Raw genomic sequence first — 18669 nt, 5'->3', positions numbered from 1 at the left:
ACGTGAAAGTACTGCACCCAGGTCCAGTCAACCGTGGTGTCGAAATTAGCTCGGATTTGATGGACGACCCGGAATTTAGTTTAATTCAAAACCAAGTTACCAGCGGCGTAGCTGTTCGTATGGCATTACTTTATTTAATTGGTAGTGGTAAAGCGGTTTAACGTCAGATTACCGACGTGCATAAAAGTTGTCGGGAATCTGATGAAACATCTGGTGTAATCGAACGTCAAAACAATTATAAGTTTTCGGAAAGTTATTTTTCTTGAAGTGATCAATCAGGCACCTCACAGAAACTAAACCTCAACAAGAAGCGTCTTTGAGCTAAAGGGTGATTTTCTATCAGTAACGTCGATTCAACTACTCTGTGTAACAAGCGACAAAAAGAGCTGAGATTTCGGTAAGATAGAGGAGCTATCTTTTTCTGCATCGCAGATCAAATCAGCGCAAATCCGCAAATCCGAAGGAATCTCTCATGCTGACTTTAAAAATCGCCGTTTATATCGTTGTTGCTTTCTTTGTACTCCTTTTCGTGTTTGGATTCTTATCGAATGACCCTTCTCGCAACCCCGGACGCCGGGATTTCGAGTAATACTCGGTAATTAATCAAGGTAGTCGCATCTGAGCATTCGTCTTGATTTACTTTAGATGCAGACTGTTGCTGCCGTAAGGTAGAAAGCACGAATTTAACCAACTTTATTATTTATCAAAATGTTTCATGCATTAAGATGGATGCTATTTGAAGTTGGGAAAATCGCCTACGGCACTGCCTTGTTAACCAGGCGGCTTGCAATTCGCGCTCGCAAAATGTAAAAGTCTATAAGTCGGAAGGTGATACGCGCCCTTTAAAGTTGTGCCTCCGACTTATTGTTGGCTGTCTATAAGCTTGTAACGCTATATGCTCCATCCAGTTCTGCCGCCTACGCCACCTGCTATTCAAAAATCATCTGATTCTGCTACAACACAAAATATTACTAAGGCGCCCAACGTCAAAGTTGTTCTTAATAATAGTAGCAGTGATAACAATAACGAAAATCAAGTTCACTCGTCGGGGCAAGCAGAATTATCTTCGCCACAGCAAAACCTTGCAAAATATCATTTAATTGCTGAAACTCCTGCAAAGCCAACTCAACCAGAAAAATTTCCGCCCGAACTTACACCTCAAACCACACCATCAACTGCCGCAGCGCTTGGTTCAGGGTTGGCGGTTGGTTACTCTTTGGAAGGTAATACCAGTAAACAAGATAGTACAGCAACTTTGGAGCAGGCAGAAGTTAGCCAAACAGTCTCTAAAAGTCGTAATTTATCACAACCTTCTCGGGAGGTGTTGGTAAAAAAGTTAGCACAATCAAAACAGTCAAAAACTACTGATGGCAATACAACAGGGACATTTCCATCAAGTCAGCCACCTGTAAGCTTGGAATTTTACGCTCAAAATCAACAAAATTCCCCTTCAACAATTGAATTTAAGTCGCGTCAACAAGATAGTCAACCAACACAGGCGCCTCAACCAAACAATACAACTCCAACTCCAACTCCAACTCCAAAAAGTCCACAAGATACACGTAGGGTTGTAGAAATAGTTGCTGACCGTCAGGAGTACGATGAACAACGTCGAGTAGTTACGGCAGAAGGTAATGTAGTTGTCCGGTTTGATGGGGCAGTTGTTGACGCTGACCGCTTACAAGTAAATTTGGATAATTTAATCGCAGTTGGTGACGGCAACGTCGCACTAACGCGCGGCGACCAAGTGCTACGCGGACAGCGATTTACCTATAATTTTGTTCAAGATGACGGCGAACTCGAACGTGGTAGCGGTGAAATTTTTATCCCAACTGCTGGTACTGACTTTGCTTTTGCACAACCAGGTACAGCTACGAGTTCATCATTAGGAGTACAAAGACGACCTCTAAGCGACCGTATTCGTCAAAACCAACCGCTAACAGGTATCGGAAGTCCAGGGGGTATTAATGTTGGTGTTGGTAGTAATGCTAACGCAGCTAATATTCCGGGGCTACAACAAGGTGGGCAAGTACGACGAGTCCGTTTTGAGGCAGCGCAAATCAGCTTTTATCCGCGCGGTTTACAAGCGCGTGACGTGAAGTTGACAAATGACCCATTTTCCCCACCGGAACTTGAATTACGCGCGAATAAACTAACCCTGACGCGAGAAACACCGCAGCGAGACAGAGTAACTACACAAGGACAGCGTTTAGTATTCGACCAACGAACAACTTTGCCAATTCCCAGAAACGAGCAGGTAATTGACCGCAGTGAACGTGATGCCACACCACTCATCGCATCGATTGGTTATGATGGCGAACAGCGCGGTGGCTTATTCATCGAACGCGGTTTTGATATATTTAGTTCCGATACGGCTAGTTTCTCAGTTACACCTCAGTTTTATGTTCAGAAAGCAATAACAGGTAGCGATAATTTAGCTTCGCTGTTTGGTGTGAGAGGTAGGCTCAAAGCTGTTTTGAGTCCAACAAGTCGCATTGAAGGAAATGGAACATTCGAGACTTTGGACTTTAGTAAAATCGAGGATAGTTTGCGGGCAAATGTGCGATATCAACAAACCCTCGGTGCCAAAAACCCTCATACTTTGAACTTAGAGTACAGCTACCGCGATAGGTTCTATAATGGAACGCTTGGTTTCCAACGGGTACAAAGCAGTTTAGGCGGTGTACTACTTTCTCCTGTTATACCTTTAGGAAAAAGTGGGTTGAACTTAACTTACCAAGTTGGCGCCCAGTATATTGATGCAAATACAGATAGATTAGACTTGCTTGCAATTAAACGAGATAATGACCGCATCTCGCTAGGTCGCTTCCAAACGAACGCCAGACTTTTTGGTGGTGTACCGTTATGGAAAGGAAAAGCATTACCACCAACTCCAACCGAGGGATTACGCTATACACCCAATCCACTCGTACCTTATATTAACGCTTACGGCGAACTCAACGCGACTACAAGCTTTTACACGAGCGGCGATAATCAAAGCACTTTACTTGCTACCGCTGGTTTACAAGGACAATTTGGGAATTTCTCAAAACCCTTCTTAGATTACACAGCTTTCAATATCAGCTATACCCAAGGTTTAAATAACGGGTTATCACCGTTTCTATTCGACCGCGCGGTTGATAACAGAATTGTAAACCTTGGTTTAGTTCAACAAATCTACGGACCTTTTCGACTTGGTTTCCAAACCTCAATCAACGTTGACAATGGGCAAAGTCTCAGTACCGAATATTCCCTAGAGTATAGCCGTCGTACTTACGGCATTACACTACGTTACAATCCAGTTCAAGAACTAGGGGGTATTAGTTTCCGCATTAGTGACTTTAACTGGACTGGTGGTACAGACCCATTCTCTGATGAGACTGAGGTTAAACCAGTGGTTGGTGGTGTGGAGCAGCGATAAGGTAAGTTTTATTTCATTCGTTAGACTCTTTTTTCAGTAAATCTGCTCGACAGCATCCCCATCGCCAAGGATGCCTTTGTTCTTTGTTTGTGTGCGAATAGCTCGCCCAAATACTACCATCCGCAGCTTCATATATAAACTTAATTGCTACAATATATTCTCCATAATTCGCAGTTGTAACTTTGACTTGTTCGCCAACAATGAATGTATCTCCATTGCTTGTAGTTACTTCTTCCAAATTCTTGTATGGCGGAGGCTGTGGCTTTCTAAGCTGCGGCTTTTGAAATGTTGGTTTTTGCAGTCTATTCTCTTCAGTTTCTGACTCAAGGTGCCTATCAGATAGCGATGTAACTTCTTTAGTTGACTCTAGGTGCCTATCGTTAGGTGGTATAACTTCTTTAGTTGACTCTAGGCGCCTTTCAGATGGCGGTGTAACTTCGTTATCTTGGTCAGATTGTTCGCGCGCTTCTTTTGATGGTATTACTTCCTCGACCTTTTTGGGCTTAATACTGAGTAGTTTCTGCTCAACTGGTTGCACACTAGTCTTTTCCGCTTCAACTGTAGGTTCCTGCGGAGGTCTTTTTGGCTTAATACTCAATAGCTGCTGCTCTGGTGCGGAAGGAGTTTCCGGTTGGGACGAGAAGTCTTTATTCGATTTTGATTTTGGTTTAGGCATACCGAAGAATAATGCTACTTAGCAATTACTAATTAAAGTGCGTTTTTTATTTTTAAGGCTGTGGTTTCTTGAGAACGGGTGGTTGTGCTGGACTACCACTGGTTGGACCTTTTTTCGGGAAAGGTTTACGGGCGCCATCTTTCGGACGATAACCTCCTCCTCCTCCTCCTCTATTTTTATCAAAAGGTCTTTTACCTCCTGGTCTACCTGGAGGTGCTAACGATGCAATATTTTCCGCTGACTGAATAACTAAATCCGTTCCCACACGTTTTACCTTAAACTCCCAAAAGTTTTTTGCAGCTTTGGGTGGTAAATATCCGAGCAATTTAAGCTTGAAGTATTTGGGCACATCACCTGGTTGAAGCGCTGCTCGTTGTATCTTAACTACTATTAAGCCTTTTTGGTTTTCCTGAAAGACGACTTCTCCTTGTATTGAGAATTCATCTGCTTTGTACAGCAACTCGGTTGCAACGAATTCTGGATGCAGCGTTTCTGGTTCCCAAATACCCGCTATTTGCACATGTAGGGGTATAGGAGACTCTTCTTTTGGCGTTTTTGGGTAAACCACCCACAAATGTTCTTTCTCTAAATCGATAATTGAGGATTTAACCAAACCCAGTACTTTGCCTTTAACAACCGCGTCCACGATTGTACCGTCAGTGGCAAGCAATATTCCTTTGTTGATTTCTTCGGCGCTGGGGGTGTATTTTCCCCACAATAACCCTATTGCTCGATATTGCTGTGGCTGTGTTGGTGGCGGAATTGGTTGAGATAACGCAGGTGCTGCTGTATCGTCACCATTAATCGTATCAGCCGTATCAGCCGTATCAGCCGTATCAGCCGTATCAACCGTGTCAGTTTCAGAAGTAGGAGTCGTAGAAGTAGTATCACTCATGTTACAATCTCATCAAAGTACGCGAAATAAGCATTGTTATTGTTACATTGAACAATGCTTTTTTCATCAAATTGTCAAAGTTATTTATAATACTGCATTTACAATATATTACGCAAGTAGATTGAGAACTTTATTTAGAGAAGCATTTCAAATACATTCTACCCCTTGTATCGGTTTATGTTAATTATCAAGTTCCTGCATAACAAACCCACTCCTTGCGAACGGTGCCTTGTGAATAAAACATCCGAAGATTGTACATACGAGTAATATTGGTTTACCATTTACTTAACTTATGTTTAACTTTTGATTCTACGTTAATATTCGCTGGATTAGTTTAAGTAATCTTACGAATTTGTCTTCTAACCAAAGCATTAAATTATCCAACCATTCCAAAATTCTTTCCAGAACATGTTGTTCGTATCCAACGCTCATAGCACTAATTTCGATAAATTCGGGTTTATCTTCAACATCTGGTTTTTGAGAACTTTGTTTACTCGTAATGCTATCTACTTTATTAGATATTAAAATATTTGATTCGATTTGTTGAGGGACAGCAGATTTTTTTTGGTTTTGGGTTATGGCTTGACACCCCTTTTGTGATAAAATCAATTCTCCGGAAGCTTTATACTGACTCAATAACCTTTGATTTTCCCCACTCGTAAAGCAATTTTGAGGCGCCGCTTCATTCTCAGCACGTAGCTCCTCTCCAAACAAATCGTCGAATGTCAACCATAGGTCTTCAGCAAAATCTGTTGACTGCTTAATTGACTGCTTGAGCTTTGGGAATGTGGTTAATTCATGTTGTGGGTTTATATATATATTTGTAACTTCCCCACCAAGCTTTGCAGTTGTCTGACCAAAAAAGTAACTAATAGCTTGATTTATAAGCGTGCGAATCGCAGCAACTCGATATGGATTATGATTTTGACTAGTTTGAGCGATTTTTGTGTCCAACGAGAAAACATTTAACATATCTAACTTTTGTTGTACTTTCTGCCTTACAGTCAATGCGCTTGATTCAAAATAAGCGATAGCACTATCTAAGCCAGATATATACGATTGTGAAGGCGATTGTGTGGTTAATTGTGTAGATAATTGTGTATTAACTTTAAGTTTCGATGTTACCTCCGATACTTTATATGTTTCACCTCCCGTTAATTTATGTAACAGTTGGTCTATTTCGGGTGATAAATTCTGTACCTGCTCACCAATTAAATGCCGCAATCTCCAATATTCTGCGACTTCCGCAATAATTTTATCCTGTAACTTTTGCTGCTGCTTCAAAGTGAGTATATCCAGCACTTTATTATCAGTTGTAACCAGAACCAGATGCTTATTTCCCAAATGTGTAGCAATACCTTGTACTGCTGGCAAATACGATTTTACTGTATCATTTATTTCTAACTGTTGATGATATTTTACGTAATCCAGTTTTTCTGCTGTGGAGTTTAAGCTATTTGTATCGCGCGACGGTAATTTTTTAACGACTTCCAACATACGTACAATTGCTGTATCGCTGTTAGGGATAACAGGTGAAGAGGAAGTTGTGCCAGAAGTTTTATTATCAGCATCTAACTTTAACTGTTCTTGCTGTGGTTTGAGTTTAGCAACATTGACGGCTTTTTGAATAAGTACAAATACAGGGTAAAATAGTGCTTCTAACGACCAATTAGCCGCTACTCTACCGGAGCGCCAGGTGCGTCCAACCAAGTCACCGATACGATGTGACTGACGGGAGAAAAAGTTAAAAAGCTTACTTTGATAGCGACTAGAAGTCATAGTTTAAGTTAGGAGTCGAAACAATACGGTTTTTTGTAGTCAGGGTAATTCGTCGAACTGAAACAATACTACCTGTATTAAATAGTTTTTAGAACTGAAATTTCAAATATATTTGGCTATAAATCTTTATCCTTAATTAAAGACTAAAATATACTAGCGATTTAAATATGACTCCCTCTTTACCCGTATCGGATACCAAATCAATCATCACCGTAATTGAGAACCTACGCGCGTTATGTCAAGTCTCGGTACAAACTGCTTGGCGATATTCACACACTAATTTCACGGCAAGCGAAGTATTCAAAGAAGATATATCACAATGGGACGGCACCGCTGTCAACGAAAAAGGTCATGTTGCTTGGGATAAGGGAAGCAAGGTTTTGTGGTTAGCGCAGAAGATTGTTGTTCCCCAATATTTAATACCAAGTTATCCCCTACAAGGTTTATCTTTACGCTTGGCTTTGGTATGGTGGGCTTCTGAAGTACAGGTTTACGCTAACGATAAACTTGTCGCAGCAGGAGATTTATTCGACTTCTCACCACGAGTACTACTATCTGAAGCAGTTAATCCCGGCGATAGTTTTATTGTAGCGCTACGGTTAGTCAGTCCGGCACACGATAACGGCGCCCTCATGCGTTCGCATCTAGTTTTTGAATCGGATAGTCCCGAAGATGCTAGTTTTGTTGCTTCGGAGATAGCTGTTATCAAGCAGTATTTGGAAACTTTTGCTCCAGAACAATTATCTACTTTAGTCAGCGCTGTCGAAGAGTTTCACTACAGAGACACAGTAGAGACCGAATTAATTCGGTCTCTACACACAGAGAAAGACTCTCTTAAAACCTGCCTTATTAAGGGGGGTTGCGGGGATTTAAAATCTAAAACAATACACCTCCTAGGTCACGCGCATCTAGACATGGCATGGTTATGGCAAGTTGAAGAAACCTGGCGCGCGGCACAAAACACCTTCGAGTCTGTATTAAAATTGCAGCAAGATTTTCCTGATTTAATATTTTGTCACTCAACACCCGCTTTATATGCTTGGGTAGAAGAAAATCGTCCCGACTTGTTTGCTCAAATACAGGCTCAAGTTCAAACTGGTAAATGGGAAGTTTTAGGTGGTTTCTGGGTCGAACCTGATTTGAATTTAATTTCCGGAGAATCAATAGTCAGGCAACTTCTTTACGGACAACGTTACACCCAAGAAAAATTCGGCAAAATTTCCCCTATTGTTTGGGTTCCTGATACATTTGGGTTTTGCTGGACACTACCGCAGTTTATGCTTTCTGCAGGTATCGAATATTTTGTTACCCAGAAACTACGCTGGAACGATACTACTAAATTTCCCTACGGCGCCTTTTTATGGCGTTCTCCTGATGGTAGTGAAATATTTAGCTATATGTCAGCACTTATTGGGGAAGGTATCGACCCAGAAAAAATGGCTGCATATAGCTTTTCGTGGGAAACTCAAACTGGTATTTCTAACTCACTTTGGCTTCCTGGTGTTGGCGACCACGGTGGTGGACCAACTCGTGATATGTTAGAAATCGCGCAACGCTGGCAAAAATCTGAATTTTTCCCAAATTTAGAATTTACTACCGCTGAAAATTATTTACGTCATATTCAATCAAGGTTGATGGGAGACGTGACATGTCACGTCTCTACGTGGGATGATGAATTGTATTTGGAATTTCATCGCGGTTGTTACACTACACATGGCGACCAAAAACGCTTCAACCGAAAGAGTGAAATTTTATTATACGAGGCAGAAATTTTTGCAGCATGGACTACGATTAGCTATGGAGTAAAATATCCCAAAGCTGAACTAGAAACTGCTTGGAAAAAGTTATTATTCAACCAGTTCCACGATATATTACCTGGTTCGTCAATTACCGAAGTTTACACCGACGCATTACCCGAATGGCAAGAAGTCGAAAGAGTGGGAAATGAGATTTTACATAAATCTTTACATGAAATTGCACTTCAGGCGCCTTTACCCACACCACCCCATCCCGAAGCAAAACCTATTTTTGTTTTTAATTCTCTTAACTGGATGCGTACTGAAGTTGTTAGTGTAGACTTACCCGAATCTTTTTCTGTTGCCTGTATTTATTCTTCACAAGGAATAATACCTTCACAAAGCAACTCATCGAAACTATTATTCCTCGCTGAAAATATACCCTCTGTTGGATACCGTATTTTCTGGCTTTGCCCAGGTACATGTGATAATATACCTAACTCTCAAGGATTTACCCTAGAAAATGAATATCTACGGGTACTTATCAACGAGCAAACTGGGGATTTAAATAGTATATACGACCTAGTTAATCAAAAAGAAATTCTTAGCGGCGCCGGAAACCAACTTCAAAGCTGGAAAGATAGCGGTCAATATTGGGATGGTTGGAATATAGACCCAAATTATGCACAGCACCCTTTACCACAGACACAGTTAAAATCAATTCAATGGCTTGATAGAGGTGTAATTCAATCTCGGTTACGTGTAGTTCGCACCCTTGGAAATTCTGAATTTTGCCAAGATTACATTTTGGAAAAAGGTTCGCAATATCTTAAAATAGCAACGCGCGTTGATTGGCAAGAACGTCACGTATTAGTTAAAGCTGCTTTTCCCTTGACTATTGAATCAGATTTTGCCACCTACGAAATTCCTTGCGGCGCCATTAAGCGTACAACAAAACCTCAAACACCAGAAGAAAAAGCCAAATGGGAAGTACCAGCATTAAAATGGGCTGATTTAACAACCTCGAATTCCTACGGTATTAGTTTATTGAACGACTGTAAATATGGCTACGATGCAACACCAAATCAACTTCGCTTAACTTTACTGCGAGGTTCTGAATGGCCTGACTCAGAAGCCGATAAAGGCATACATGAATTTACGTATGCCGTGTATCCTCATGCAGGTAGTTGGGAAGAAGCGCACACAGTACAAAAAGGATACGAATTAAATGCTCCATTACAAGTTATTATGCGTCAGGATGTAACATCTAACTCGGAGTCAATAAAAGATAGCGTTAGCTTTTTAAATTTAGGAAGCAAAAATCTCATATTAATGGCATTAAAACAAGCTGAAGATTCTAATGCTTGGATACTTCGATGCTATGAATGTCACGGTCAAGAGACACAAATAGAACCGCAAAGTGATTTTGGTATAGTATTGGAGGCGCCTGTCGATTTGTTAGAACGTCCTTTACAAAGTACTGAGTCATCAATTAAACCTTGGAAAATGCAGAGTTATAAAGTAGGGTGCGTGACGCTATAAAAAACTTCAACGTAGTTATAGAACTTGTAGCGTCACGCACCGACTCTTAATGGTAACGATATTATAAGTCCTAAATAGTTCAAAAAGAGTAATTGTTAGTACAATTGCTCTTTTAGTCTAAACTAACTTATAATATTGGTAACAAAAAGCAATAAAACCATTAAATCAATGGAAGTAACAAAAGTTTCAAACGAAGGACAGGTAATTATTTCCGAACCATTACGAAAAGCATATGGTTGGGAGGTTGGACATGAATTGATTGTAGTAGCAACAGAAGACGGAATACTTCTTAAATCCAAAAAGCCTTTTCCAGAGACATCTTTGAATAATGTCGCAGGGTGTTTAAAGTATTATGGCACACCTAAAACTTTAGAAGATATGGAAGATGCTATTCGTCAAGGTGTAGAGGAATCATACAATGGTGGCAGTTGATACTAATGTAATTGTAGGACTTTTAACTCAAGATGATGAAGCTCAGTATCTGAAAAGTCTAGAGATTTTCCAAAATAACGATATTTTCATACCCGACACAGTAATTCTTGAGACCGAGTGGGTTTTAATTGCATACAAATTTAAATAGGTTTGCGGTTTTGGGAAGCTGAGATTTTAATATAGATAGCACCATTGTGTGCATTGCTTCGTAACCAGGTAAAGCAATGCGCGCGATATGATCATATTCACTAGTCGGAACTGTTGGGTTTGTGTCAAAATCGATAGTTGGTTCTGACATCAATTTAAAATGCCCTCAAGTTTACTAATTAAATCATCCATATTACCTACATTCAAACGGTAACTTAATGGGTGAGCTATTAGACGCGCGGTACTTTCGTACAGTCTTTCAATTTCAATTAAACCGTTTTCGTACATCGTTCGTCCAGTTGATACTATATCTACAATGGCTTCGGAGATTCCTGTAATTGGTCCAAGTTCTACTGAACCAGACAATGGGATAATTTCAACAGGTAAATCAAGACTTTGGAAATACTCACGCGCGCAGTTGACGTATTTTGATGCAACCCGACCGTTTGCGGGTAAATCTAATGGTGAACGATAGGGACTTGATTCTTTAACTGCTACCGATAATCGACAGTAGCCGAACTTTAAATCAACAAGGTGAGCTACACTTGGTTTTTTCTCACGTAACACATCATATCCAACTATACCAATATGTGCCTGTCCGTATTCTACGTATACAGGAACGTCTTGCGCCCTAACTAAGAGTCCTTTTGCTTTTCCGCTTGTATCAGGGAGTTGTAATTGACGAGTTCCTGAGTCTAAAAACGCACTAAAATCTAATCCAACATCCTGCAATAAGCGAATGCTATCTTTTAAAAGTCCACCTTTTGGCAATGCAACAGTAATCATGCGATTTTGGATTTCAGCTTTCAGGTTCGAGCTAGTTCTAAGTTTATCAGCGTTTGACTAATCAAAAATCTAAAATCTAAAATAATGAGAATCCTTTTAGTTGACGACGAAGTAGAACTTACAGACCCTTTGAGTCGATTACTGACGCGCGAAGGGTATAACATTGATGCTGCTTATGATGGAATTAATGGTAGTGAACTGGCACTGAGTGGCGATTATGACATGTTGATTTTAGATTGGATGCTACCTGGAGTAAGCGGTTTAGAAATTTGTCAAGAACTTCGGCGCCAAGGTAAAACAACACCTGTACTATTTCTCACGGCAAAAGATACGCTGGATGACCGCGTTCAAGGTTTAGATGCAGGCGCCGATGATTATATAGTTAAACCGTTTGAACTACGGGAGTTACTCGCGCGCGTTCGGGCACTGCTGCGACGTTCATCAACTATACAAGTACAAGAAACACCTACCGCGCGTTTAACTGTAGCCGATTTAGAATTAGATATTGAAAATCAAGTAGCTTACCGTGGTGGCAGAGTAATAGAGCTATCGGAAAAAGAAAGTCAGCTACTCCAATATCTCATGGAAAACGCTGGACAGTTGCTTACACATGCCGAAATTATGGAAAATTTGTGGAACCCAGATGAGCAGCCTAGTAGTAATGTAATTGCAGCATTAATTCGCTTACTGCGTCGCAAAATAGAATCAACGGGAGAAACACAGTTAATTAATACTGTATATGGTAAAGGTTATCGTTTTGGTAGTTAGCTGAAATCCTCTTGTTAACTCTCTTGTGGAGTGGGCAAGGATGCCCACTCCACAAGATTAAGTCAAAGTCAAGTGTTTATTTACAAACTTTTGCATTTTTTCTTTTAACGTGCGAGCGTTTCGATAAGCCTCATGTCGATTATCATTAATGTTTAGCGTATCAACTTCCATACTTTGAATGTAATAGCGTAAACGCGCGGGCATTGCCCAAATACCCATTGAAGGAAAAATAACCAGTAATAACATTAATGGAGAAATTGGTAAAAATGGTAGTTTGAATAGCCTTTGAATTTTTCTAATATTTACAGTCCAAGGATGTAGACTCTCGCTGCCAATACAAACTACAGGAAGAATCGGAACTTGATAGCGCTGACTTAATTGTACAAAACTGATATCAAAATTTTGTAGCTGGTAGCGTTTTTGCCAACCTTTTTGTGGTCCACGTATTCCTTCTGGAGCATAAAGAATAACCTGCAAGTCTTTAACAGCGCTCTCAAAAGCTTCATATTCTGCACGTACACCACCTAAAACATTCGACCACCCAACAGGCAACCACCAAACTATCCAAGGATGTTCAAATAAAGCGACTTCGGCAAGCGGTTTTATTACCCAATTACGTTTTTCGCTAAGTAAATAACCAAGAGTGATAAAATCCCACGGAAAACACATCCCAGCATGATTCATAACTACTATTAAAGGTTCTGATGCTGGTAAGTTTTCAATTTGCTTTAACTCCGCGCGGAAGTACTTTTTGATAATTGGCGCCAGTATTTCCTGACGAAACGCTTGTTGATAATTTAAATTAAACTCATTTTGCTCGCTACGAGGTAAACGGCAACCCAAACGTAACCAGCGTATCAATAAACCTAAGTAAAATCCACCAGGAATCAGAAATAATACGTACTCATACCATTTCCAACCATCGGGGTCAGAATTATAATGTTGCCAGTGACGATTAAATAAGACTAGCCATCCAGGGGGATACCATAAGCAAAACCAATCGAACCAACTATATTTATAGCTATATGTGTAGCTGTCACCTGAAAAGGTTTGTAATTGCGGGTCAATTACACCGATAAAACTTTGCGAATTCTGATTTATCATAATTTTATAACAAATTTAACTAAATGTTTCCGATTTGAACTTTGTAGTCTTGATTTCAGCCTCTTTCTACAGAATTAAGTTATATATTGTTTATTCTAAAGTAAATAAATATACTTTGCCACTGCCACTTGATTCGCGCAAGTTAAAAACTATTAATAAGTAGGTGCGGCAAAAGCCACCTTACAAATACTTTGATTGATTTAAAAATAATTTATAATTTCTAAAATAAATATATTTTATAGTTGTTAGTAAGATCAATGATAATTATTAAATAATTAAGATAATACCATGTAGGTTTTGATATTAACTTAAAATCGATCCCCCTAATCCCCCGCGTGGAAAGGGGACTTTAATAAAATTTTAGTTTCCTTAATACGGCGGAGTTTAAGAGAATTTTAGCCCCCCTTAATAAGGGGGGTTGGGGGGATCAAAATTCAAAAACTGAGTATTATTAATAATTGATGTTGTTGTAATCTTGTTTTTAGCTTCTTAATATGTTATCAATATAGGCATTTAAAATTACAGGTCGTAGACTATAACATGCTTATAGGCAACATTAGGAAGTTATCACTAGATAAAGCTTCTGGCTGGCGTACTGTATGCGTACTGGCAAGCATTTTCTTTGTACTAGTATCATTTTTTGCACTACATCGCTTTTATAGTTTCTACGCTTCTTATGACCAAGCGCTTTTTGATCAGTTGTTTTGGAATACTGTTCATGGACATTTTTTTCAGGGTTCGCTGTCGTCAGGTCAATCGAGCGCTGTAATTGCTGATGGTCAAATGCACAAGGTATTTTATAATCATCTAGGGCAACATTTCGTTATAGATTTTTTACTTTGGTTTCCAATATATGCTTTATTCCCTACAGGCGCCACTTTAGTTATTTTACAAGTAGTTTTAATGACGGCTGCGGGTTTCGTGCTATATGCACTAGCGCGTCATTATTTGCCTACGAACATCGCTATCTTAATTGTAGCTGGTTACTACGGCGCAAATACAGTCATTGGTTCGACGTTTGCAAATTTTTATGAGCATTGTCAAATACCATTGTTTGTATTTAGTATGCTGTTAGCATTTGCCAAACGTAAATGGTCGTTATTTTGGTTGTTTGTTGCTTTAACGTTAGGAATCCGCGAAGATACAGGAATAACTTTATTTGGTTTTGGTCTTTATTTAATATATACCCGTCGTCACGCGCGCTTAGGGTTTTGTTTGTGCTTGGTTAGTTTTGCCTATGTTTCTTTAGTAACAAATCAAGTCATGGGTCTTTTTTCCAATGATAATTCGCGACTGTATTTAAGAGAGTATTTTGGGAAGTTTGTTCCTGGTAACAGTAGTCCGAGTACGCTACAAGTGTTGTGGGGAATGCTAACTCATCCTCTGGAACTTTTGAAGAGCTTGTTCACTCCTTTTGATCGAAGAGTGCGATATATACTCAACCACTGGTTGCCTTTACTATTTGTACCTGCCATGTCACCTGCTGCTTGGATAACAATAAGTCCTCCTCTACTAGTACTTTTGATGCAAGAGCGAAAAGCTGCGTTAGGTGTCAATGTTCGGTATGCTTTAACTGTAATGCCAGGTATTTTTTACGGTGCTATTATTTGGTGGTCACAAAATAAAGAAAAGTTCAGTGCATCTGTACGGCGATGGTGGGTAAGGTGTATAGTTTTATCACTGATTTTTACAATAACGTCAAGTCCAAACTATGCGTTTTACTTTTTAATACCTGAATCCTTTAACCCTTGGGTACATACTACATTAACTCGTCAATGGGAACATGTAGGGTATATTCGCGCGCTTATGAACTACATTCCAGCAAGCGCAAGCGTTTCCACAACGACTTATTTACTTCCGCATTTAGCAACTCGTCGGGAGATAATGCGTTTACCTCATATACAAATAGAAAATGATTTAAAAGAAATTGATTATGTAGATTTTATTATAGCTGATGTCTGGCGTTATTTACGCTACAAAAAAAACTTTCAAAAGGAGCGAATAGATTTATTAAATTTTAGTTCATCTATTGACTCATTGATAAATCAAGGTAAATATGGTTTTGTAGATATTCAGGATGATGTAATATTACTGCAAAAACAAATCGTTTCTAAATCTGAGGTTTTAGATAAATGGAGTAAATTGCGACTTGAACTACAAAAGCACTGAAGTGCTTACAACGAAAGAACTTTCAAACTTAGTAGCGTTGATATTGATTAATCATGAAAACTCATATTACCTCAGTGATTATGCCTGTGTATAATGAAGCAGGATGTATTGAAAGGACTTTGAGGCACGTTATCGATTTTTGCAGTATTCATCCTAATTATGAATTCATATTTGTCAATGACGGTTCAACTGATAGAACAGAAGAGATATTAACTAAAACTATTACTAATTCATGCAAGCATAATATTCGCTGTATTTCTTACTCTCCAAACCAAGGTAAAGGTCATGCTGTAAAAATTGGCGTAATGAACGCTAAAGGTGATTATATATGTTACTTGGATAGTGATTTAGCATATTCGTTAGATAACCTACTTATTTTAGTTGATAAATTAGAAAGTATGGATATTGTTATTGGCAGCAGAAGCCAAAATAAAAATACTCAAAAAATTAGTTTAATTAGGAAAATAGCTGGAGAAACCTTCAACTATTTATCACGAATGATTCTAAATTTACCTTTCAAAGATATGCAAGCAGGAATAAAAGGTTTTAAGAAAAATGTCGCTAAAGATTTATTTAAACGCCAATTTACTTCCGGATTCTCATTTGATGTCGAACTAATTTATATTGCATGGAAATGGAGCTATAGTATTGGTGAAATACCTGTTGCTGTTCTAGATACTCATATGAATAAAAAATCAAAGGTTCATTTATTCAAAGACTCGTTAAAAATGTTATTTAATTTATTTGAAATTCAGTACAACTCCCGTCAGGGTAAGTATGAGTAAATCTAAAACAAAAACAAACTCTATTTTATTGAGTTTTGATATTGAGGAATTTGATATACCTGAAGAATATGGTCAAACCATTGATGAAAAACTCAAACTTGAAGTATCTCGCAAAGGTCTAGAAAAGATTCTGGAGATTCTAGATAGAACTAATGTACGTGCAACATTTTTTGTAACAGCACATTTTGCCTTACACAACCAGGCTATAATTCACGAAATATCACAAAAACACGAAATTGCTTCCCACGGTTTCTATCATTCTAAATTTGATGTAGACGATTTACATAAGTCAAGATTAGTTTTAGGAGAATTGGTAGGTAAAAGTATAAATGGGTTTAGAATGGCTCGACTTCAGCCGATTGATGATGCAGAAATTACTCAAGCTGGGTATCAATATAATTCTTCGATGAATCCAACTTACATACCTGGAAGATATAATAACTTTTTTAAACCTAGAACTGCTTATTATTCTGGTAATTTATTAAACATTCCGGTTTCAGTAACGCCTTTAGTCAGATTTCCTTTATTTTGGTTGAGCTTTAAAAACTTTCCACTATGGTTGATTAAATTAGCTTCACTATTTACTATTCGGCATGATAAATACATAAATCTTTACTTTCATCCGTGGGAATTTACAGATATTTCTGGTTTTAGTTTACCTGGTTATATAAAAAATAAGTCCGGTAAGGTTATGGTAGATAAATTAGACAGATATATTGTTTGGCTCAAACGTCAAGGGCAGTTTGTTTGTTTTGATGAGTTGAAAAGCCGAGTAAAAATATAGGGTAAGATGGGCAGTGCCCACCTAATAATGTTGACTTTTTTGGTTAGAAGTAAATTTGTAACAGTGACTAACGGCAACTTTACGACTCTCGAATAAATCCTGCAACGCGCGGATGAGTTTTTCTGGTAAAGAATTTTGGAAGCTGGAAATAAATTCTTCACTCGAAATATTGCCCATGAAAAATTGTTTCGCCAAGTCAGATTGACTTTTAATACCGTCAAATCCAATCAATTTAACGATAAATGTGGCAATGGGAGAGTGTTGTAAATCACTGTAGTTACTTTTCGCACGTCCATATTTGAGTATATTCCAAACTTCTTGTTCAATTTGAGTTTGAGGTTCATATGGATTTGCCACTTCAGGTAGGAAGTGTTCGAGTCGCATAAAAGTAAAACCGCGCAAAGGCACTTCCCCCATCATAATTACTAGAGGTATGTCTAATCCAATTGCAAACGAAATAGCCTCAATCAAAGCGATAGTAACAAGCTTTGACTTCAGATACAGTTGACCGACCTCAATATTTCGTTTAGCGTAATATTCAAAAATATTGTAAGTGTGGTGCCGAGGTTCTCCCTGAAAGGAGCGAAAAATGACTTCTGGTTTAAGTGAAGCCATAAAGCTTTCCATTTTCTGTATAGCAAGTCTATAGTCGGCAACCGTATAAGCACCAGAAGCTCCAAGATTATGATTGGTTTCGGGAAGCAAATTCCAAGTGTTTGCCAGAAATTTTGCTGCACTCGGATGCGCGAAACTACATACATCGCGATTAGCAACACGCACACCCCTTTTCACAGTTTCACATAGTTCTGTATCAGTAAGCTGCAAATCAAACTTGATATTGGTTGATTGTAACCGTTTTAGAAGTTGCTCACTAGCTGTTAGCCCTTTTTCACATGCTCTCCGGAAGGGAATAGTCGCTTCAATACACGCGACTATCTGCATTAATAACGGCGCCGGAGCGAATGGTTCTAAGACTTTTGCTGCAACCAAAGCGCTTAAGAATTCGTTTTGTCCAGAATAAGGGTTGAGAATTTGCCCAGGTGCAAAACCAAACACACTGATAACTATTGCGAAGATTGTATCAACAGGTAAATCTGATTGACTACGAATCGTTAGGCGCCCGCTAATTTCTTTGGCAAATGGAGAAATATAATAGCCAACATTAAAATTAATACTCCAGTCAACTTGTACATAAACAAGGTCATGGAATAATGCAGCCAAAATTTCAATCGGGTCTTTGGTACCCCCAACTTCAAAAACATGTTGGGGAGTATGAAAGAACCGCCACGGGCCTGTCATCGGCTGCACAATTAAATCATTAATCTGCTCAAGTTGAGCTTGCGAAATATCCAATTTAAGGCTTTCGGCTGCCCAGGTCAACCGTTTTAAGCATTTTTGATACGCTTGTGCGCTATCCATTTAAAACCTCGTATGAAACCAATTTAGAATAAGAAAACTAGCCTGGGGAAGTGTTTTTTTACACTTGCGCGCGTTCTTCTCTATATATAAGCGAGGTTCTATCTATTCCGTATCCGGTAAATTATGGAAAAATTACAACCGTATTTTCACTTAATAGTAATGGGTAATGAGTGCTGAGTGCTGAGTAATGAGTGCTGAGTGCTGAGTGCTGAGTGCTGAGTGCTGA

16 protein-coding genes and 1 pseudogene are annotated in these 18669 nt (G+C 39.0%); 10 read left to right on the top strand and 7 right to left on the bottom strand.

The genetic code is table 11. The annotated features are described in order from the left end of the window. The 3 genes and pseudogenes from AC2JBO_RS31770 to AC2JBO_RS31760 all read left to right on the top strand — a co-directional run. Positions 1-161 (top strand): annotated as a pseudogene (locus AC2JBO_RS31770) (aspartate carbamoyltransferase); the annotation flags it as partial. A gap of 311 nt (positions 162-472) precedes the next feature. Next, positions 473-589, top strand: a complete 117-nt coding sequence (locus AC2JBO_RS31765) for a photosystem II reaction center protein I (RefSeq protein ID WP_496957624.1) — start codon at positions 473-475, stop codon at positions 587-589. A 306-nt stretch (positions 590-895) separates the two neighbouring features. Further along, on the top strand, positions 896-3421 hold the full coding sequence (locus tag AC2JBO_RS31760; protein WP_496957623.1) for a DUF3769 domain-containing protein: 2526 nt from the start codon (positions 896-898) through the stop codon (positions 3419-3421). Positions 3422-3434: 13 nt separating this feature from the next. Here AC2JBO_RS31760 and AC2JBO_RS31755 read toward each other — a convergent pair whose 3' ends face one another. The 3 genes from AC2JBO_RS31755 to AC2JBO_RS31745 form a co-directional block, all read right to left on the bottom strand. After that, positions 3435-4097: a hypothetical protein gene (locus AC2JBO_RS31755; RefSeq protein WP_496957622.1), complete on the bottom strand. Its 663-nt coding sequence runs from the start codon at positions 4095-4097 to the stop codon at positions 3435-3437. Between the two features lie 52 nt (positions 4098-4149). After that, on the bottom strand, positions 4150-4992 hold the full coding sequence (gene patR, locus AC2JBO_RS31750) for a heterocyst master regulator PatR (protein ID WP_496957621.1): 843 nt from the start codon (positions 4990-4992) through the stop codon (positions 4150-4152). 309 nt (positions 4993-5301) lie between these two features. After that, entirely contained in the window at positions 5302-6771 is a 1470-nt protein-coding gene (locus AC2JBO_RS31745; protein WP_496957620.1) for a hypothetical protein, read from the bottom strand. A gap of 167 nt (positions 6772-6938) precedes the next feature. Between AC2JBO_RS31745 and AC2JBO_RS31740 the strand changes: the two genes are divergently transcribed. From AC2JBO_RS31740 to AC2JBO_RS31730, 3 genes are all read left to right on the top strand, one after another. Beyond that, positions 6939-10049 (top strand): alpha-mannosidase, encoded by a 3111-nt coding sequence (locus AC2JBO_RS31740; protein ID WP_496957619.1) that lies wholly within the window; start codon positions 6939-6941, stop codon positions 10047-10049. A gap of 168 nt (positions 10050-10217) precedes the next feature. Next, entirely contained in the window at positions 10218-10481 is a 264-nt protein-coding gene (locus tag AC2JBO_RS31735; RefSeq protein WP_496957618.1) for an AbrB/MazE/SpoVT family DNA-binding domain-containing protein, read from the top strand. Further along, the gene (locus tag AC2JBO_RS31730) at positions 10468-10629 is read left to right on the top strand and encodes a PIN domain-containing protein (protein WP_496957617.1); all 162 of its coding nucleotides are present in this window, start codon (positions 10468-10470) and stop codon (positions 10627-10629) included. Before AC2JBO_RS31735 ends, AC2JBO_RS31730 begins: the two co-directional genes overlap by 14 nt. Here the strand turns inward: AC2JBO_RS31730 and AC2JBO_RS31725 are convergent. Beyond that, positions 10606-10779 carry a hypothetical protein gene (locus AC2JBO_RS31725; protein ID WP_496957616.1) on the bottom strand — a complete coding sequence of 58 codons (174 nt, stop codon included), beginning with the start codon at positions 10777-10779 and terminating at the stop codon, positions 10606-10608. The genes AC2JBO_RS31730 and AC2JBO_RS31725 overlap by 24 nt on opposite strands. After that, positions 10779-11414, bottom strand: coding sequence for an ATP phosphoribosyltransferase (gene hisG, locus AC2JBO_RS31720; protein ID WP_496957615.1), 636 nt, complete (start codon positions 11412-11414; stop codon positions 10779-10781). Before hisG ends, AC2JBO_RS31725 begins: the two co-directional genes overlap by 1 nt. A gap of 84 nt (positions 11415-11498) precedes the next feature. Between hisG and rppA the strand changes: the two genes are divergently transcribed. After that, a complete protein-coding gene (rppA, locus tag AC2JBO_RS31715; RefSeq protein ID WP_496957614.1) occupies positions 11499-12182 on the top strand; it encodes a two-component system response regulator RppA in 684 nt (227 codons plus the stop codon). Positions 12183-12239: 57 nt separating this feature from the next. Here the strand turns inward: rppA and AC2JBO_RS31710 are convergent, their stop codons facing one another. Beyond that, the gene (locus AC2JBO_RS31710) at positions 12240-13286 is read right to left on the bottom strand and encodes a 1-acyl-sn-glycerol-3-phosphate acyltransferase (protein WP_496957613.1); all 1047 of its coding nucleotides are present in this window, start codon (positions 13284-13286) and stop codon (positions 12240-12242) included. Positions 13287-13826: 540 nt separating this feature from the next. Between AC2JBO_RS31710 and AC2JBO_RS31705 the strand changes: the two genes are divergently transcribed. The 3 genes from AC2JBO_RS31705 to AC2JBO_RS31695 are packed head-to-tail and all read left to right on the top strand — an operon-like array spanning position 13827 to position 17024. Next, positions 13827-15455 carry a DUF2079 domain-containing protein gene (locus AC2JBO_RS31705; protein ID WP_496957612.1) on the top strand — a complete coding sequence of 543 codons (1629 nt, stop codon included), beginning with the start codon at positions 13827-13829 and terminating at the stop codon, positions 15453-15455. Between the two features lie 53 nt (positions 15456-15508). Continuing rightward, complete coding sequence (locus tag AC2JBO_RS31700; protein WP_496957611.1) at positions 15509-16240, top strand: glycosyltransferase; 732 nt, start codon at positions 15509-15511, stop codon at positions 16238-16240. Continuing rightward, positions 16233-17024 carry a polysaccharide deacetylase family protein gene (locus AC2JBO_RS31695; RefSeq protein WP_496957610.1) on the top strand — a complete coding sequence of 264 codons (792 nt, stop codon included), beginning with the start codon at positions 16233-16235 and terminating at the stop codon, positions 17022-17024. The genes AC2JBO_RS31700 and AC2JBO_RS31695 overlap by 8 nt, the downstream gene beginning before the upstream one ends. 21 nt (positions 17025-17045) lie before the next feature. Here the strand turns inward: AC2JBO_RS31695 and AC2JBO_RS31690 are convergent, their stop codons facing one another. Beyond that, complete coding sequence (locus AC2JBO_RS31690; protein ID WP_496957609.1) at positions 17046-18443, bottom strand: hypothetical protein; 1398 nt, start codon at positions 18441-18443, stop codon at positions 17046-17048. Positions 18444-18669: the final 226 nt, after the last annotated feature.

The sequence above is a fragment of the Calothrix sp. CBUCES-K 9914 genome (genome assembly GCF_059640475.1).
Note: the sequence above shows the minus strand (reverse complement) of the source record. Positions and strands in the feature narration are given on the sequence as shown.

Bases quoted from the DNA above. Each gene is read 5' to 3' on its own strand.
- AC2JBO_RS31765 (WP_496957624.1), top strand. From the start codon at position 473: ATGCTGACTTTAAAAATCGCCGTTTATATCGTTGTTGCTTTCTTTGTA.
- AC2JBO_RS31760 (WP_496957623.1), top strand. From the start codon at position 896: ATGCTCCATCCAGTTCTGCCGCCTACGCCACCTGCTATTCAAAAATCA.
- AC2JBO_RS31755 (WP_496957622.1), bottom strand. From the start codon at position 4,097: ATGCCTAAACCAAAATCAAAATCGAATAAAGACTTCTCGTCCCAACCG.
- patR (WP_496957621.1), bottom strand. From the start codon at position 4,992: ATGAGTGATACTACTTCTACGACTCCTACTTCTGAAACTGACACGGTT.
- AC2JBO_RS31745 (WP_496957620.1), bottom strand. From the start codon at position 6,771: ATGACTTCTAGTCGCTATCAAAGTAAGCTTTTTAACTTTTTCTCCCGT.
- AC2JBO_RS31740 (WP_496957619.1), top strand. From the start codon at position 6,939: ATGACTCCCTCTTTACCCGTATCGGATACCAAATCAATCATCACCGTA.
- AC2JBO_RS31735 (WP_496957618.1), top strand. From the start codon at position 10,218: ATGGAAGTAACAAAAGTTTCAAACGAAGGACAGGTAATTATTTCCGAA.
- AC2JBO_RS31730 (WP_496957617.1), top strand. From the start codon at position 10,468: ATGGTGGCAGTTGATACTAATGTAATTGTAGGACTTTTAACTCAAGAT.
- AC2JBO_RS31725 (WP_496957616.1), bottom strand. From the start codon at position 10,779: ATGTCAGAACCAACTATCGATTTTGACACAAACCCAACAGTTCCGACT.
- hisG (WP_496957615.1), bottom strand. From the start codon at position 11,414: ATGATTACTGTTGCATTGCCAAAAGGTGGACTTTTAAAAGATAGCATT.
- rppA (WP_496957614.1), top strand. From the start codon at position 11,499: ATGAGAATCCTTTTAGTTGACGACGAAGTAGAACTTACAGACCCTTTG.
- AC2JBO_RS31710 (WP_496957613.1), bottom strand. From the start codon at position 13,286: ATGATAAATCAGAATTCGCAAAGTTTTATCGGTGTAATTGACCCGCAA.
- AC2JBO_RS31705 (WP_496957612.1), top strand. From the start codon at position 13,827: ATGCTTATAGGCAACATTAGGAAGTTATCACTAGATAAAGCTTCTGGC.
- AC2JBO_RS31700 (WP_496957611.1), top strand. From the start codon at position 15,509: ATGAAAACTCATATTACCTCAGTGATTATGCCTGTGTATAATGAAGCA.
- AC2JBO_RS31695 (WP_496957610.1), top strand. From the start codon at position 16,233: ATGAGTAAATCTAAAACAAAAACAAACTCTATTTTATTGAGTTTTGAT.
- AC2JBO_RS31690 (WP_496957609.1), bottom strand. From the start codon at position 18,443: ATGGATAGCGCACAAGCGTATCAAAAATGCTTAAAACGGTTGACCTGG.